This window comes from Streptomyces sp. NPDC001922 (genome assembly GCF_042891165.1).
Taxonomy (GTDB): domain Bacteria; phylum Actinomycetota; class Actinomycetes; order Streptomycetales; family Streptomycetaceae; genus Streptomyces.
Genome location: NZ_JBIASV010000014.1, coordinates 94,666 through 110,852 on the forward strand (window position 1 = coordinate 94,666; position 16,187 = coordinate 110,852).

At 68.4% G+C, this 16,187-nt stretch carries 8 protein-coding genes and 1 pseudogene; 2 read left to right on the plus strand and 7 right to left on the minus strand.

Annotation, left to right across the window (positions count from 1 at the left end; genetic code table 11):
- Positions 1–31: 31 nt before the first annotated feature.
- From ACFYYR_RS25360 to ACFYYR_RS25380, 5 genes are all read right to left on the minus strand, one after another.
- On the minus strand, positions 32–2,695 hold the full coding sequence (locus tag ACFYYR_RS25360) for a glycoside hydrolase family 97 catalytic domain-containing protein (protein WP_388857858.1): 2,664 nt from the start codon (positions 2,693–2,695) through the stop codon (positions 32–34).
- A gap of 757 nt (positions 2,696–3,452) precedes the next feature.
- Positions 3,453–4,229, minus strand: coding sequence for a hypothetical protein (locus ACFYYR_RS25365; RefSeq protein WP_388857861.1), 777 nt, complete (start codon positions 4,227–4,229; stop codon positions 3,453–3,455).
- 727 nt (positions 4,230–4,956) lie between these two features.
- Entirely contained in the window at positions 4,957–5,634 is a 678-nt protein-coding gene (locus ACFYYR_RS25370; RefSeq protein WP_388857864.1) for a snapalysin family zinc-dependent metalloprotease, read from the minus strand.
- Between the two features lie 715 nt (positions 5,635–6,349).
- Complete coding sequence (locus ACFYYR_RS25375; protein WP_388857867.1) at positions 6,350–7,294, minus strand: LysR family transcriptional regulator; 945 nt, start codon at positions 7,292–7,294, stop codon at positions 6,350–6,352.
- A gap of 464 nt (positions 7,295–7,758) precedes the next feature.
- Positions 7,759–9,267, minus strand: coding sequence for a sigma-70 family RNA polymerase sigma factor (locus tag ACFYYR_RS25380; protein WP_388857870.1), 1,509 nt, complete (start codon positions 9,265–9,267; stop codon positions 7,759–7,761).
- 1,816 nt (positions 9,268–11,083) lie between these two features.
- On the opposite strand from ACFYYR_RS25380, the pseudogene ACFYYR_RS25385 reads away from it, so the two are divergent.
- Positions 11,084–11,968 (plus strand): annotated as a pseudogene (locus tag ACFYYR_RS25385) (M28 family metallopeptidase); the annotation flags it as partial.
- Positions 11,969–12,148: 180 nt separating this feature from the next.
- On the opposite strand, the gene ACFYYR_RS25390 reads toward ACFYYR_RS25385, so the two are convergent.
- Positions 12,149–13,576: a sigma-70 family RNA polymerase sigma factor gene (locus ACFYYR_RS25390; RefSeq protein WP_388857873.1), complete on the minus strand. Its 1,428-nt coding sequence runs from the start codon at positions 13,574–13,576 to the stop codon at positions 12,149–12,151.
- Between the two features lie 471 nt (positions 13,577–14,047).
- Here ACFYYR_RS25390 and ACFYYR_RS25395 point away from each other — a divergent pair, with 471 nt between their 5' ends.
- Complete coding sequence (locus ACFYYR_RS25395; protein WP_388857876.1) at positions 14,048–15,061, plus strand: YaaC family protein; 1,014 nt, start codon at positions 14,048–14,050, stop codon at positions 15,059–15,061.
- 189 nt (positions 15,062–15,250) lie between these two features.
- Here the strand turns inward: ACFYYR_RS25395 and ACFYYR_RS25400 are convergent, their stop codons facing one another.
- Entirely contained in the window at positions 15,251–16,183 is a 933-nt protein-coding gene (locus ACFYYR_RS25400; RefSeq protein ID WP_388857879.1) for a sugar kinase, read from the minus strand.
- Between the last annotated feature and the right edge of the window lie 4 nt (positions 16,184–16,187).

Here is a 16,187-nt window from a genome sequence, read left to right on the forward strand (position 1 = left end):
GGGCACACCGCCGTACTCCACAGGGTTGTCGTCAGCCCACGGGAATCAGACGCGCATCGCCCCAGTCCGCATGATCGAAGGTGACCCCGTCGCCGCCATCCCCGACCCGCAGCGTGAGCTCTCTGACACCGGTGAGGTCGACATCGATACCGTGCGGTGGATCGCCTCCGCGCAACGGGGGGCTGGTGGCGACGACTCTCCCGTCGGCGACCACCTCGAAGGTGACCTTTCCCTTGCCGTTCACCTCGTCGTCGACGCCCACCTGCGCGGTGAAGCGCCCGTAGGCGCCGTCGAGCCGGACGGTGAGCGAAGCGGGAGCATGCATACCGAGCCCCTTGTCGTACATCACTCCGTTGATATGCAGCGGATTGCCGTCACCGCCGTTGTCCCCGCCGTTGGAGGTGTCGCGCTCGACGGGGCCGTGGCCGTTGGACGCGGCGGTGAAAGGCACATCGCTGAGGTAGTCGACACCGGGCGGGCGAACGAAGACGCGGGCCTTCCGGACCTTGGTCACGGTCACGGTCCTGCCGTCGCGGACAAAGCTGTAGCGGGCCGTGACCGGAACGTCGAGGCCGCCCGGTGCGGCATCCCGGGGAATCGCGATCCGCCAGTTCGGGCTGAGCGGCCGTCCCTCGTCCAGGGTTGCGGCGCTCCCGCCGGCACCCTCGACGTCCCAGCCGTGCGGTGCATCCGCCTGGACCGTGACGTCGGTGACCGGCCCGAACTCGTCGACCACGAACCGGCCGTCGAGGGTGATCGTCCCGCCCGGCCGCACCTCCGTCCTGGCCGGAGTGACGGCCAGCGTCGACGGCGGCACGCGGTGGACCGGCCGGTAGCAGCTGGTGACCCCGGGACGGGCGGGGCAGGCGACCGCGGCGAATCCGCCGTGAGCCGGGACCGGTACCTTCAAAGTGTCCCCGCGGCGGACCCGGCGAGCCTCCCGGACCAGGCCGTCCACGCCGTCACGGACGGTCTCGACGAGCCAGCGTCCGGTGCCGAGAAACCGGAGCGGGACGTGCTGCTCGCGGCCTCCACCCGCCACGATCGAACCCAGGAACCAGCGGTCCCCCCTGCGACGGGCGAAGGTCGCCTCCGCACGCGGCCGGCCGGACACCAGTCGGGTGTCGTCCCAGACCGTCGGTGTCTGTTCCAGGAACCGTTCCGCTTCGGGACGCTTCCGGTAGGCGTCGAGCGAACCCGCGAAGTGCTGGAAGCCGGACTCGTAGACCACGGCCAGGGCCAGTTCCCCCGCATCGGACAGAGCGCGGCCGCCGCGGTGGAAGGCCATCGGGGTGTAGTCCATCGAACCCACGACGTTGCGGGTGAACGGAACGGTGGTCATGTCGCCGATCGACACGTTGCGGTACTCCGCCCCACGTACCGCCTCCAGGGTCATCACATGAGGCCAGGTCCGCTGCATGCCGTTGGGGACGGTGGAGCCGTGGAACGTGACGAGCAGCTTGTGTGCCGCCGTCGCGGCGAGAATGTCGTCGTACCACCGCCGGCGGTCCTGGGCCTCGGACCCGATGAAGTCGATCTTCAGTCCGGACACGCCCCACTCGTTCATCCGGGTCAGCGTCGTCTCCCGTTCGGCCGGGGTGTCCAGATCGGTCCATCGCAGCCACGCCAGGATGCCCACCCCGCGCGATGCGGCGTAGTCGACGAGTTCCGGCATCCACTTCTCGGTCGCCCAGCCCTCGTCGACCAGGGTGTAAGGCCATCCGTGGGCAGCGCTGTAGTCGACGAACGTCTGCTGCGTCTCCAGGTTCCGCTGGGCCGGCCGCCCACCTGCCAGCCAGGACCAGGCCACTGTGCCCGGCCGGATCCACGAGGTGTCCTCGACCCGGGAGGGCGGCGCGAGGTCGTCCGTCAGCGTCGACCCGGTGACACGCGCAAGGCTTCCGATGACCGCGGCACGCCAGGGTGTGGCCGACGGCCCGTCGATCCGCACCTCGGGGTCGGCGAGGCCAACCGTGTACCGCCCGCTTCCCGAGCGGTGGTTCAGTCTGCCGCCGGAGTAGCGGCCGTCGACACCGGACTCCGACAGCAGCACGTACGAGTTCCCCACCTGGAACAGGGCGGGGTACCCGAACGATCCGGTGGGCGCCGCCGTTGCGGCGCTCTGGGTATGGGGCTGCTCGTGGGACGCCTCGTAGCGGGTCAGCCAGGCGGTCGCCCCCTCCGGCAACTGGAACGCCGAGGCCTCGCCTCGGACCGCTTCCCGCTTCGCGTCGGGCAGCACGTAGCGGTAGGCGACGCCCTCTCCGCTGACCCTGATCACCAGGTCCAGGCGCCGTTCGCGCGCGCCGGTGAAGGACAGCCGTGTCTCGTTCATCAGCGTGTCCCGGTCCCGCCGCTTTCCGGTGAGAGCGGTGTACTTCTCCCTGACCCTGCGATCGGCACGGCCCTGGGGACGTAGTCCGGACGACAGGTCCGCGCTGTCGGTGACCAGTCCGACGGGCGCGGGTTCGAGCACGGTGGTGCTGCCCTTGCGCACCGTCAGGGACAGCGTGCCGGTGGCGCCGTCCAGCGAGACGGTGGCGGTGAGCCCGTGCGGTGAGGCATGGGGCTGGCTGGTGCTCCAGCTCCGGTCCTCGGCGGCATGCGCCGGAAGCGGGATGAGTGCTAGGAGGCCCAGAATGACGGCCAGCGTTGCCGATAAGCGTGATCTGAAGCCGAGGGGTGCTTGATTCATCAGCATCTTTGCCTCGTCTGAGGGGGTGGGCGAGCCCCGGGGACGGACGCGCCGCACCCAGGACGCATGAGGGGACGTGACGTGTGGGACGTGACGTGCACAGCAAACGCACAATTACCAACATGTGGAGCCGAGGTGCTACGCCCTTGAGTATCGCGCCGGTAACGTGCCTGTAAAGACTGGCGGCACAGGATTCTGCAGAGCCGGCGATGCGATCGGCACGCCGCATGCGTGTTCAGCTTCGTTTGAAAATGCAGAAATGCGACGCTGACCTCGACGGGGTGGCGGCAGCGAGGCGGCAAGGCTGGGCTGAGCCCGGGGGCGCCGGTCATGTCGAAGAGGATCGAGGGGTGAGCAGGTTGTGTGCGTTCCGCGCGACCTGAGTCGGATCGGTCCGCCCCCACACCCTCGACGGCACCTCTCATGCCCCCCGGACCGCGCCGTGGCCGCGACTCCCCGCGGCTGCACACGCCGTCCGGACGGCGTAGACGGTGCGTGGACCGGCGAGGGACGCTCGTGTGGATCCGACACCCATCGTCCGTCTTCGCCGGCTGCCGGCTTCAGGGTGCCGCGGACCTGGCGGACGCCCCCCGGATGCACTCACACCGTGAGCCTCGCGGGCAATGCCCCCGAGGCTCACGCAGCGCACGCTTGCGGGCATGCGATGCCAGGGTGCCGCGCGGCTCCGTCGAGTGGGACAACAGGGTGGCCGGCAGGACGGGACAGCAACGGTGGCCCGCTGATCCGGGCCGATGCGTCAGCCTCTGCCGAAACCGGTGTTCAGCCCATTGCCGTTCCCGTTGCCGTTGCTGTTGCCATTGTTCTGCCCGTCTCCGTTTCCGTTGCCGTTCCCGTTGCCGTTGCCGTCGCTCCGGGAACCGGAGCCACTCTCTCCGTTGCCGTTCTCGTTTCCGTTGGTGTTGCCGTTGTCCCGCCCGTCACCGTTTCCGTTCCCGTTCCCGTTCTCATTGCCGTCACCGCTGCCGCTGCCGTCGTTGCGCGCACCCGAAACGTCTTCCTCGTTGCCGTTCTCATTGCCACTGATGGCGCCCCCGCCCGGGTCGGCGGAAACCCCGTTGTTGTCATCAGCCTGCAGCGTGCAGGGGGCAAGGGACTCGAGGCCTTGCGGGGGCTCAGCCTCCTGCGGGAGCAAGGACGCAACCCGCTGGATGATCGTCAGGCGTTCGTTCCTCAGCGGCGTCAGGAGCCGGTCCTCCGCCAAGGCCGGGTCTCGAAGGATGCGCTCCCATGCTTGGGCAGAGAACTCCTGCTGCCGGATGGCGGGCCCGGCGTCCAGGGCGGCCAGCTCTCGCCGTACCTCCGCCCGCGCCTCCGGGGGAATCCGGGGGATTGCTCGACCTACGTCGGGGCAGTCGACGACAGATACCGGCTGCCGCCCGATGTCCCCGGCCTGCTTTTCATCGGCGACAACAGCCGTCTGCGCCCCGCCCGCTGAGGCATCGGAACCGACGGCTGCCAGAATGCCCCCGCCCAAAGTCAGGACCGCCGTGGCGGCGAGCACTCCGTTGGTCAACGTCGAGCGTCTGCTTGATCTCTTGTGCATGGAACTCCGATCCCCTGAGGGAAGTAGCGTGTCGTTCCATACGGGTTGGCCGAAGGTGGTGTTCAGCTCAGCCCAGGACAGAAAGGGCGCAATGTTGAAAGGCATGGCCGATCGGCCGAACCAGGTACTCGACCGGCTGCATTCAGTAATCCAGAGATTCCTCGGCGTGATCAACGCATTCCCATCTCACCCCTCGCCGGTAGCAGTGCCGGCCCCCGGTGGATTCGACGCGTCGCTCCGCTCCCCTGCCGTGGGTAGGGACAACTGCACGTTCGCCCCGGGTACGCCCCCGCACTTCGGCCGGCGTCCACGACGATGGGACCGACGGTGTTCCGCTCGGGGCCGCCGACGTCCCCGGCCGCCCCGAGCGGTCCGTCCTGGCCGGGACCATCTGGATGTCGTCCAGGCCAGGACGGGGGCATGAACTCCGAGCCAGGGCTCTGAGCACACCGTGCGATACCACGTGCTTCAGGTGGTGTGGATGCGAGAATTCGCCTTCATCTGCTCGGCATCCGCACCTGAGCCACTCATCGCGGAGGCGAACCCGGCATCCGTTGGAGAAGGCGGCTTGCCGTCCTGGATCCTTCGGACACAGCAGACGGATCCAGGTTGGCGATGTCCCCCGGGCCGTGTCCGGCCCGGGGGACGAGGTGTTCATGGGCCCTGCCCTGCCCCCCGGTCAGGTCAGATCCCTATATCAGCGATGAGTGTCGAGAAGGTCCGAGTTGACCGCCGAGTCGAAGCCACGGGCCCACAGACGGTTCACTTCGCCGGCCTCCTGCCTGTTGGGCTTCGCGTTGGTGCAGGAGGCACCGGGGCCACCGCCGGACATGAGCTCACTGCACGGGCCCTCGTAGTGGTCGTCGAGACCGAGCACGTGGCCCGTCTCGTGGGCGGTGACTCGAGTCGAGTCGGCTTCCTCGTTCTGCGTGTAGTCGAGGAGGATACGGCCGTGACCGCGCATGTCCGTGTCGGCGTTGGAGCCGCGCGAGTCGTTGCCTTCAACGTACGTGAAGTCGGCGTCCTTGCCGGGCTTGAGCTTGACGTTCTTGACCGAAGCGTTCCAGTTCTTCGCGGCCTTGGCTATCTCGGAGGCGAACTTGGGCGCCTCGCTGGCGTCGTAGGTCAAGGTCACCGTCTTCTGAGCTCCGAAGGACTGCTGCTTGCTCCTGGCCGACTTCAGGACCGCCTCGAGGAAGTCGCGGGTGTTGACCTGGTCGGCGACCGATCCCTCGTAGGCCTCGGGCGTCATCGGGGCCTTGGTGGCCGGCGCCGGCGCGGCATCGGGCGTGGCCACAGCCGAAGCGGATGTGACCGCCAGCGAGGCGACGAGACCGAAGCCCAGCACGGTGGAGACAACTACGGTGCGCTTCATGGTGAATCTCTTTCCATCAGGCGTACACCTCTTCGCCGTCAATTCGCACACGAATTGAGGCAGGGGGTGTCCGAACGATTCCTCTGAATTGCTTCAGAACCGGCCGAACCGACGTCGCATGCGCCGGAGGCGAAAGAATGCCTCTTCGGTTCAACGGCCTGAACACGTCAGAGTCTGCAGGAAATGATCGCCCCTGGGAGGATGTCAGCTCCCGATAACTTTCGTCACTCACGCCGAGCTTGGTCGACGGGCGGTCCCGACAAATGCGCATGGGTGTGCCGCGGGCTTGCAGGCGCTTCATTTCGCTGCATCCACGAGCGCTCGGCCGAACGTTCCGTTCAGGCGATGGCAGATGCACAGCACCGGGCTCGCCGTTCATGGCTGGAATGCTCCCGGCACTCGCGCCGGCGGCCCTTGCACGCCGGTCCGTTGATGCGCTGGAGAACGAGGAAGGACGTCGCCTCATCCTGCGACCGTCAATCACGCCTGCGGAATCACACACGCGGTGCAGGGGGCTGCCGGCCTCCTCCCCTCTGAAGGCTCCTCTCTGAAGTCCGTGGCCCAATCGGCCTACTGTCCGGACCGGTTGAGCCACCATCGTGATGCCGAAATCGGGCGCGGTGCAGTAGGCCGCTGTCGCCCCGTCCATGCTGATGGTTTGGGCGGGCCGGCCGTGAGGCGGATGCGGCTGTGCCGCATCCGCCTCGTCGCGGGCTCAATCGCCACTGAGCAGAGGACTCCGTCTCTCCGACAGCCATCCGCGATAGGTGACCGACTCGATGGCGCATTCGCGGTAGGCCTCATCCAGTTCGGAGTACACCTCTTCCTGCACCCCTGGCTGGGCGATCAGCAGCAGACGAACCCCCAGGGGGTCGCCTCGCAACGGCCGGACCACGATGTGGTCGGTAGCACTGGTGGTGGGCTGACAGGAGGCTATCGCTTCACCTATCGCGATCAGGGAGGCAGCGGTCGCCGGATCTCCAGGCACGACAGCTGGGCGGAGCCCGGCGGTATCCAGGACCTGTCGCAGCGCGGCCCACTCACCGTCGGCCATGGGGTCGACAACCCAGCGGTCCGCTGCCAGGTCATGAAGGTCGATCACCGACTGGGCTGCGGCGGGGTGGTCACGTGACAGGGAGACGAACTGCGGTTCGCGCTCCACGACCACGCGGTGCGACAGACCTTGAGGAATCGAGAGCGGCATTCCTTCCAGCTCATGGACGAGCGCGACATCGAGGTGTCCTGATGCCACCATGCGCACCAACGCCGAGGGTGACTTGTCGACAACCAGGGCTGTTTCCGTGTCCGGCAGGCGTTGCTTGATGCGGCGCAGCCATCGCGTCGTGACCCTGCTGCCGGTCGAGCCGACCCGGAAGCGGGCGCCGGCGGACTGGACGGCCGCGGCCCTCGTCTCCGCGACCAGCTCGGACATCTGCATGAGCAGTGGTCGAGCACGGCCCAGCACCGACCTGCCGAGCGGAGTCGGGTGGCACCCCGTGGGTACTCGGTAGAAAAGCTCGGCACCGAGAGATCTTTCAATACGGCGCATCTGAGACGACAGCGAAGGCTGTGTCACACCGAGCAGGCGAGCCGCTTTGTGCATGCTCCCCATATCGGCGACTGCACAGAGTATCCGCAGATGTCTTACTTCAAGCTCCATGCGCGGAAGAATATGCAGGATTCCCGATCCCCGCCAGCATTTGAACGGGATTTGCCTTCCATGCCGAGCGCTTCGCCAACTTCGGCCCGCACACCCGCAATTCCGAGCGACATCCTTCGAGAAGAGGGAGATGTCTGCGGAGTCTCCGCCGACGAGTTGTGCGCGCGGATACGAAGCGGCCCTCACGAAAACCTGTCGGCCCGTATCCGTGTCAAAGCAAGGCGCAGAATGCACCCCGCGTGGCGACAGGCAGGAAACGGCGGACAGGTCTCCGTTGCTTCGCGTCGCCGAACGCGACCGCTCAGCACGTCCCACTCGGCGTTCAGGGGCTACGGCACCTTCGACAAGACGCGGAACGGCTGCGGTGGGGCGTGCGGCCGTGGGGCCGCCGCGCGGCTCCGGCGGCACCGGTTACCTGCCGTGGGGAGATGAAGGCCCGGTGCGCGTCCAGCCTCGTCAATGCCTCACTCCGTCTCATAGGTACGACCATGGCCACCGACCACCACGAGCGCTGACGCTGCCAGGCTGAACCTCAATCGCCACACCTGTCGACTGTCGCCGCTGTCGCACCGGCGGAGGCCGTCCTGGGCCCGCTCGGCGCTCGAGGCTCGCAGGCACAACCGCGACACCTCGTTGCGCAGCAACAACGTGCTGCCCCGGTAGTGGAGCTGAACCCATGACTGGTGGGCACCGGCGTCACAATCCGCCTCACGGACGCCTCCGGCTGCCGAGCGGGCCTCCAGGCAGCGTCCGGTGGAGAGGTTGCGCAATCTGGTCCGCCACGCCTCGTGCAGCGTGGCGCCAGGATCAACGGTGGTGGAGGGCAAGGGAAGCGGGAGGGAGCGCGAGGCGCGCGGTGCCGGCCGAGAGGGCGGCGGGGTCGGGCGGGATGCAGGGGTCTCGACCCTCGGAGCGGACCGGGGAGACAGCAATGTCCGTTGGGGCTCTGCCCGCGGGGGTATCGGTCGCTGATCAGGGCCGAGCAGAACGAACCCGGAGACCGACAGTGCCAGCGCGACGGCTGCCGCCCCTAAGCCCTTCGGGGAGAGGAGCATCGGGCCTGCCGACGCTCCGCCCGATGGATCGAGCGGAGACGGCATCGGCAAGGTGAGTGTCGCTGCCTTGCCGGCAGCCACGTGGGAGCCGGCGGCTTCGGCGCCGCCACCGAGAACGAACGCAGTGGGCAGGACCGTCCGCAGGCGGGAGTTGAGGTGGAGCAGGTCGGTCATGGCCCGTCGACAGTTGGCACAACTGCTCAGATGTCGCGCCAGGTCCTTGTTGGTCCGGCGTCCGGGACGCCGGACGGCCGCTGCCAACGGCCCGCTGTACCGACTGCAGCCCTCATCGCCGTTCCCCCTGGACACATGGACACTCAGGTAGGCCTCGCGCAGCCCTTCCCGGGCCCGTTCGGCCAGTGATGACACACCGCTCTCGCTGATCCCGAGCATCGGCGCCACCCGGGACACCGGTTCCCTCTCCACGACGGTGTGCCACAGGACCGTCTGCCATCGTTCCGGCAACTGCTGGAAGCTGCGGAGAACCAGCCTGTCCTCCTCTCGGCGCAGCGCGAACTCTTCGCCACCGGGACACTCGTCGGCCCAGTCCTCGACGGTGTCGCTGAGCTCCGTGCGACGCCCGGCCGCACCCCAGTTGATGGCGGTGTTGCGGACGACGGTGAGGAGATAGGGGCGCCACGGCCCGCGCGGGCCGTGCCCCGAGCGCACGGCCTCGATGGTCCGGATGAAGGCTTCGGACATCAGGTCGTCGGCAGTGCTCGGATCATGGCAGCAGGTGCCGGCGTAAGCACGCACCGTGGACCGATGACGTTCGTAGAGTTCGGCCAGTTCTCCTTCGGCTGTCTCGCCTCGGCGGAGTGACGTGGCCAGTTCCTCGTCCGACCAGTCCGCGAAGGAGTGTTTCTGGTGAAAAGTAGACATGAAAGGTACCTGTTCTTCACAGACATGCGCAGGCATGTCCGGAGCCCACTGAGAAGTGGCGACGCAGGGAGTTGATTTCGCTCAGGCCCAGAAGTGGGCGGCGTCGGATTCACGGCTCATGGCCGGTGACACCCCATCCCCGGCCGAGCAGCTACACCATGGTCTGCCACAGCTCCGGCGCGCAACCCCCGCCACCCGGTCCCCGGGGAGCATGCGGACCAATCAACTCCGCCCAGTACGACGTCAAAGCGATGCCCAACACGCCCTCGTGGAGGGGGGATTGGTCACATCGACGAGGTCTTCGTGCAGGTCACAGCCGATCGGGCCACCTGCAGCCGGCTCGTGCGCTCGTCACCCCCACTCACAAAACCCAGGCTTGAGTAAAGCGTTGGCAAAGCGACGGGATGTGGGGCGGTCGACACGGTCCTGCCCCCCAAGACACCCACAGCCGGAGAGGCGGGCGGGCTTCGCCGGGCGACCAGCCCGCCCCGACGCCCACCACCGCTCAGGCTGCCGCGCCCCGGCCGCCACAGCACGACAAGCACAAACGAGAGGAGCCCCGTGAACAAGCCGAACCCGGACCGGGTCCGCAGCAGACGTCCCGAGTGCGCCCGGGCCGCCATGCCTGCCCTGTCGAGCGGACATGTCGCACGGCCCACGGAAAGAGCGCCTCCGCCACGGCCTCTTCGGCCCTTCCCTCCATCGTCGGGCCTCGGCCAGCACCTCTTCAGGCCTCCCGCAAGGCGCATCGACTCGACCCCATAAACGGGCTCCGTTGTGCAGCACCCCCTTGCCCTGGCCTCCTGGAGGAATGCCGACATGAATCGACGGCGAGAGCCGGCCGTCCCGATGCCGGGCCCATCGGTCCACCGGAAAGAATGGAGAACTGACGAGCTCTTTCAATGAGCGGACAGCGCAACGGAGCAGCAGTCATTTCTCACGACGGGGTACGTACGCTCGGTCCACTCCTCAGTGGACTGCTCCGTCATGACCTAATGCCCGCGAGAGTCCAGGCTACGGGGTGTCAGGCCGTCGGCCGGCGCACTCTGTTCGCCTGAGCTGTTGCTGCACCATGCCCATGTGCAGGCCGTTCCCCCTGCCCGGCGGAAAGGCGGAGGACGAACCAAGTACCCCGGAACTTCGCCTCAGCCGTGTTCACACTGATCTGCTGTGACAGCCCAATTACACTGATCCGCACGTCGATTCACGCAGATGAATCTTCCGGAAATCATTGCGGACTCGTCCGGCGGCAGGGTAGACAGTGACCTCACCCCAACTGCACCGGACTCTCCGGAACAGATTTCCCCGGCCCCCTTATTGGCTTTGGCCTGCCGGCCTGCCGCAAACCGACTGGAGTTGAAAGCATGACGGATCAGCGACGCACTCATCGAGAGTGAGCAGGATTCCGGCACCATCGTCGGCGCGAGCCTCGCCGAATTCGCGGCAGCAGCGGTTCTGCTGCCGACGCCGGCCCCGGCACAAGCAGGTCGGACGATCCTTGCCCCGGGCATTCAGCTTGGAGGAAGCGGGCTCCCCGGGCTCCCCGGGCTCCCCGTCTCAGCGCTGAGCGCCGTCTCAGCGCTGAGCGCCGTCTCAGCGCTGAGCGCCCCGGGACGCAGCCGACACGAGGCAGTGCCCCAGGGCTCAGACAAGGCATGTGCCGCGCCGGTCCCCGCTGCAAGGCCCCACCCGGCCGGCTTCACGCACAGAGCTCCGCCGCAACCGGCGAACCACACCCTGTCCGTGCTGAACACATCACCCATGGAGGTCAAGCAAAGTGAGCACACAGCACTCATCCCACCGCCGACTGCGCAACCGGAGAGTCGGCACCATTGCGGCCGGAGCAGCCGCGATGGTGATCGCGGGGGTTCTGATACCCCACGCCAATGCGGGCACCACGTCCGTCACCGCGCCCGACATCCGCAAAGCGGCCGTCAAGGAACATCTGGCCAAGTTGGAGTCGATCGCTTCGGCCAACGGCGGCAACCGGGCTCACGGCCGTCCGGGCTACAAGAAGTCGATCGACTACGTGAAGGGCAAGCTGGACGCGGCCGGGTTCAAGACCACCGTCCAGCGGTTCACCCACGACGGCGCCACCGGCTACAACCTGATCGCCGACTGGCCGGGGGGTGACCCGAACAAGGTGGTCATGGCAGGTGCTCATCTGGACTCGGTCGCCGAAGGCCCCGGCATCAACGACAACGGCTCCGGTTCCGCCGGCATCCTGGAAACCGCAATGGCCGTCTCCCGCGCGAAACTCAAGCCCGAGAAGCACCTGAGGTTCGGCTGGTGGGGAGCGGAGGAACTCGGCATCGTGGGCTCGAAGCACTACGTCCAACAACTGTCCGAGGGTGAGCTCTCGAAGTTCTCCGGATACCTCAACTTCGACATGATCGGGTCGCCGAACCCGGGCTACTTCGTCTACGACGACGATCCCAGGATCGAGTCGGTCTTCAAGGACTGGTTCGCCGGCAAGAAGATCCCCACCGAGATCGAGACCGAGGGTGACGGCCGCTCCGACCACGCGGCTTTCAAGGACGCGGGCGTCCCGGTGGGCGGTCTGTTCACCGGTGCGAGCAACGAGATGTCCTCCGCCCAGGCCAAGAAGTGGCACGGAAAGGCGGGTGAGCCGTTCGACCGCTGCTACCACTCCTCCTGCGACGCGTCCTCGGGCATCAACATGACGGCCCTGGACCGCAACAGCGACGCGATCGCGCACGCGGTGTGGACTCTGAGCGGCCGATCCAAGTAGCGGCCGAAGCCACCTGAGGGGCCTCCCAGGGGCGGTCACCGGCCGATTTCGTTTCCGACGCTGCCGCAACGGAACTCGCTCCCTGCGGAGCGCAGCCGAACGGGCCGCACCGGCAGGGCATCGCCCGGTGCGGCCCGTTCCCGTGCACCTCAGGTTCGTCGTGACTCAGGTTGCATACGTCCTGCCGCTGCGGCCAACCGCCACGAGCGACCGCTCGGCCAGACTGAATTCCAGCCGCCAGACCTGCCTGGGTTCGGAGGTGTCGCACCGCTGCAGCTCATCCGGCACCCGGCCGGACCCGGAATCGCTCAGACAGAGCCGCGACACCGCGTTGCGCAGGAGAACAGTACTGCCCCGGAACTGGAGTTGGCTCCACATCTGGTCGGCGCCACCGTCGCAGGCCACCTCCCGGACCTTCGCTTCGGTGCCGGCCTGCAAGCACTTCCCCGTGCCGGTGACCCGCAGGGTGGTCCGCGGCCCCTCGAACAGAGCCCTTGCGCCAGTGGCCGGAGGTGCGGGCGGACCGGACGAGCCTGAAGGCGAAGGCGACGGCGTCACCACCGGGGGCGCCGACGCGCGCGGCGGTTCCACCGCCCGCGGGGGCGCCGGATCCCGATCGGGCGCCAGCAGAAAGTACCCTCCGATCGTCACCGACAGAGCCGCGGCGAGAGCCCCGGCCTTCTGGGCGGAGAGGACCGGACCGGCCGCTCCGCCGGTCGGATCGGGCGGCAGCGGCGGAGCGGCCACTCCGTAGGCCGCCGCCTCGGTGGCCGTGGCCTTGGCCCCCAAATATCCCGCCCCGCCCCACAACAACACGGCCCCGGGCAGCACGGACCGCAGCCGGGAGTTGAGGTCGGTGAGATCGAGCAGTACCCGGCGGCAGTCGGCACAGTCGCTGAGGTGTCGCGAGAGGTCCTTGGCCACGCGTCGTCCGGGCCGCCGTACCGCAGCCGCCAGCAGACCGCTGTAGTGCCGGCAGGCATCACCGTCGGGACCCGTGCGAGCACTGACATTCTCCACGTGCACGCTGAGATAGGCCTCACGCAGCCCCTCCCGGGCTCTCTCCGCCAGCGATCCCACGCCACTCTCACTGAGACCGAGATCGGCCGCTACGCGGGAAGCCGGCTGCCCCTCCACGAGGGTCTGCCAGAGCACGGCTTGCCATCGCTCGGGCAGCCTGCGGAAGCTGCGTGCGACGAGGTCCGCCTCCTCCAGGCGCAGCACGCGCTCCTCGCCGCCGGCTTCTTCGTCGGCCCAGGCCTCGACTTCTTCGGTCAGTTCGGTGCGACGTCCGGTCATGGCCCAGTCGATGGCGGTACGACGGACGACAGTGATCAGGTAAGGGCGCCACGACCCACTGGGACCTCCGCCCCGGCGTACCGCGTCGATGGTCCGGGTGAACGCCTCGGAGGTGAGGTCCTCGGCCGTGTGCGGGTCCCGGCAGCACGTCCCCGCGTAGGCGCGCACCACTTTCCGGTGGCGCTGGTAGAGCTCGGTGAATTCCTGCTCCGCGGCCGCTCCACTGCGTATCACTGCGGACAGTTCGGAATCCGGAGCGTCCGAGAGGGAGGCGTTGTTCTGGTCTAGAGGCATGCGAGCACCTGGTTTCCCAGTCTGACGGGGCCCTGTCCAGGTTCCGTTGGGGAAGGGTACGCAGGAGAAGGCCCGATTGCTCACCCACCGGCACGTTCTCCCCGGCCCGAGGGCGATGCCACCGCCTCATGGGGTCGGATCCCGGGGTGCGCGCAGCACACCGAAGGAGTCCCGGCGTGGCGACGGCCCCCTTCCGGGGCCGTTGGCACCGGGCTCCGGTCCACCGTGCGGGTTCTCCTTCGCCTAGCCCGCGGACAGAGGTAAAGCGTAGGCAAAGGAGCGGGATGGTCCGGGGGCCGGTCTCCTCCTGACACATGACCAATCGCACGATCCCATGCGGCGACGGCACACCACCGCCGCATGGCTCCGCCCGTCCCGGACGTCCAGCAGGCTCGGCAACGGCTCGACTGCCCGGCACACGGCCCCGGCACGCCAGTGCCACGCGATCCGCAACCTTGGGGAGGACTCTCGATGAATGGACATGTGGATCCACGTCAGGCCTGGGAGCGCCTGCGGGAATACCGGTGGAGCCCGCCCAGCGGAGCAGGCGACGGAGCGCGCTGCCGCACCTTCGTCTCCGCTCTCGACCAGATGGAGCAGATCTTCCACGCGGCGGCGATGACGGACCTCTGCGCGCTCCCACTCCAGGTTTTCCATGGACTGAGCCAGGCCGGACGGGCCATCGCCGCGGCGGCCGGCCGGCTCGGGCACGAGGACTGGCGCCTGGTCGCTCCGGGCATCGCGACCTCCGGTGGCGACGTGGGCGTCGCCGACATCGAGATCCGGACCGATCCGCCGGGTTCCCGGAGCAGTTTCGTGAGGCTGAGCGAACTGCTGCACTCACCCGTGTGGGAGAGGGTCCCCGTGCGGCTCGAAGACGTGTGGGACACCCTGCCGGTGAACCTCGGTCACCCCCTGACCGACAGACACCGCTCCACTCCCCTGTACGCGGCCTACGGCAGTAGCGGCGAGCACGATCAACTGCTGCTCGGCCAGCCGGCTTACGAACTCCCCCCATGGTCCATCGGCGCCGACAGCCCGCAGATTCTGGACGGCTACCTCGCACAGTTCAGCGAGACGGCCCAGGACAGTCACCTGCCACCGCCGTCCCGGCCCCAAGCCGTCCCGGGCCTCGCGCCCCGAGCGAGTGGCGGCCGCGCAAAAAGGTGGTTCACCTCCAGGAGACGAAGCAACGAGGCCGCGAGCCCGGTGATTCTCCCCACCGCGACACGCAGCTACATGGGGCAGCTGTACCGCTTTCCCGTCATCGCCCCGCTGCCACGAGAGCTGCACCCGCTCATGGCCTGGTGGGCCATCCTCTACGCACTGTCGAGGCTCGCCCACGACGACCCCGCCACCTGGGCACTCCACATCAGCTTCGTCGGCAGCCGCCACGCCCTCCCCCTGGAACAGCTCTTTGAAAGCGCTCTCACCCACCTGCCCGTCCTCATCGCCGACACCATCGAAGACCTGGCCATTGGTTAGGTCCCTGAGGGGAGAGCGGGCCCGGGGACCCGAGCCGCAGCGGACCGCGGAGCGGCAGCAGACGCGGCGAGCCTCCTCTCCTGGGCGGGTCGCTCCGACGCGCTCCGCTGTCCGGACCGTTCCCGCCGGGAACGCGCAGCGGGCGCACCGGCCTTCTCCGGTGCGGCCCGCTCCCCTTGGAAGCTCGGCTCAGCGCGTCACCTCCTCGCCCGGTGTCACATCCGCGAGGTCGGCCCTGCGGGGCAGCCCCTCGCAGTCGCCCGGCACGGTGACCGCGTACGCGCCGGACTCCACAGCAGTGCGCAGGCGATGCTCGACGGACCTGCGGGCGAGCAGTTCGGCGAGGTAGCCGGCGACGAACGCGTCACCGGCGCCGACCGGGTCGACCACCGGGACGGACGGGGCAGGCTGGACGTACGCGGTGCCGTCGATCATCGCCGTGCAGCCAAGGGACCCCTCCTTGAGTACGGCCTGGCGCGGCCCGAGCCCGGCCAGCGCGCATGCAAGTGCGGCCGACGAGCGCACGCCGGGGCCGAGCAGCAACTCGGCTTCCGCGACCCCGGCGAACAGCACGTCGGCCCGGGTGGCGAGGTCCGCCAGAACCGGACGGGCCCGGTCCGGGGACCAGAGCTTCGACCGGTGATTGATGTCCACCGAGACCGTGACCCCGGCGTCACGCGCAAGGTCCGTGGCATGCCGGACGGCCTCGGCGGCCGAGTCCGAGAGAGCGGGAGTGATCCCCGTGACGTGCAGGACACCGGCGCCGCGGACCAGCTCGGCCGGGACGTCCTCGGGGCGCAGCCGGGATGCCGCACTGCCGGCCCGGTGGTAGTCCACCCGGACGGCGGTGGCGCCCCTGCGGTGTTTGACCATGAGGCCGGTGAAACCGCCCTGCCGGATCGCCCGGATGTCGACGCCCTCGGCCCGCAGCCGCCGCTCGACCAGGTCCCCCGTCGCATCCACGCCGAGACGGCCGAACCAGGTTGCGGCACCGCCGAGCCGGACCACTCCGATCGCGACGTTGCTCTCCGCTCCTCCGATGCCGTAACCGAAGCAGCGCGCGTACTCGAGGGGCCCGGCCTCCAGCGCGGTGACCACCCCCATGGTTTCGCCGAAGGTCACCAGC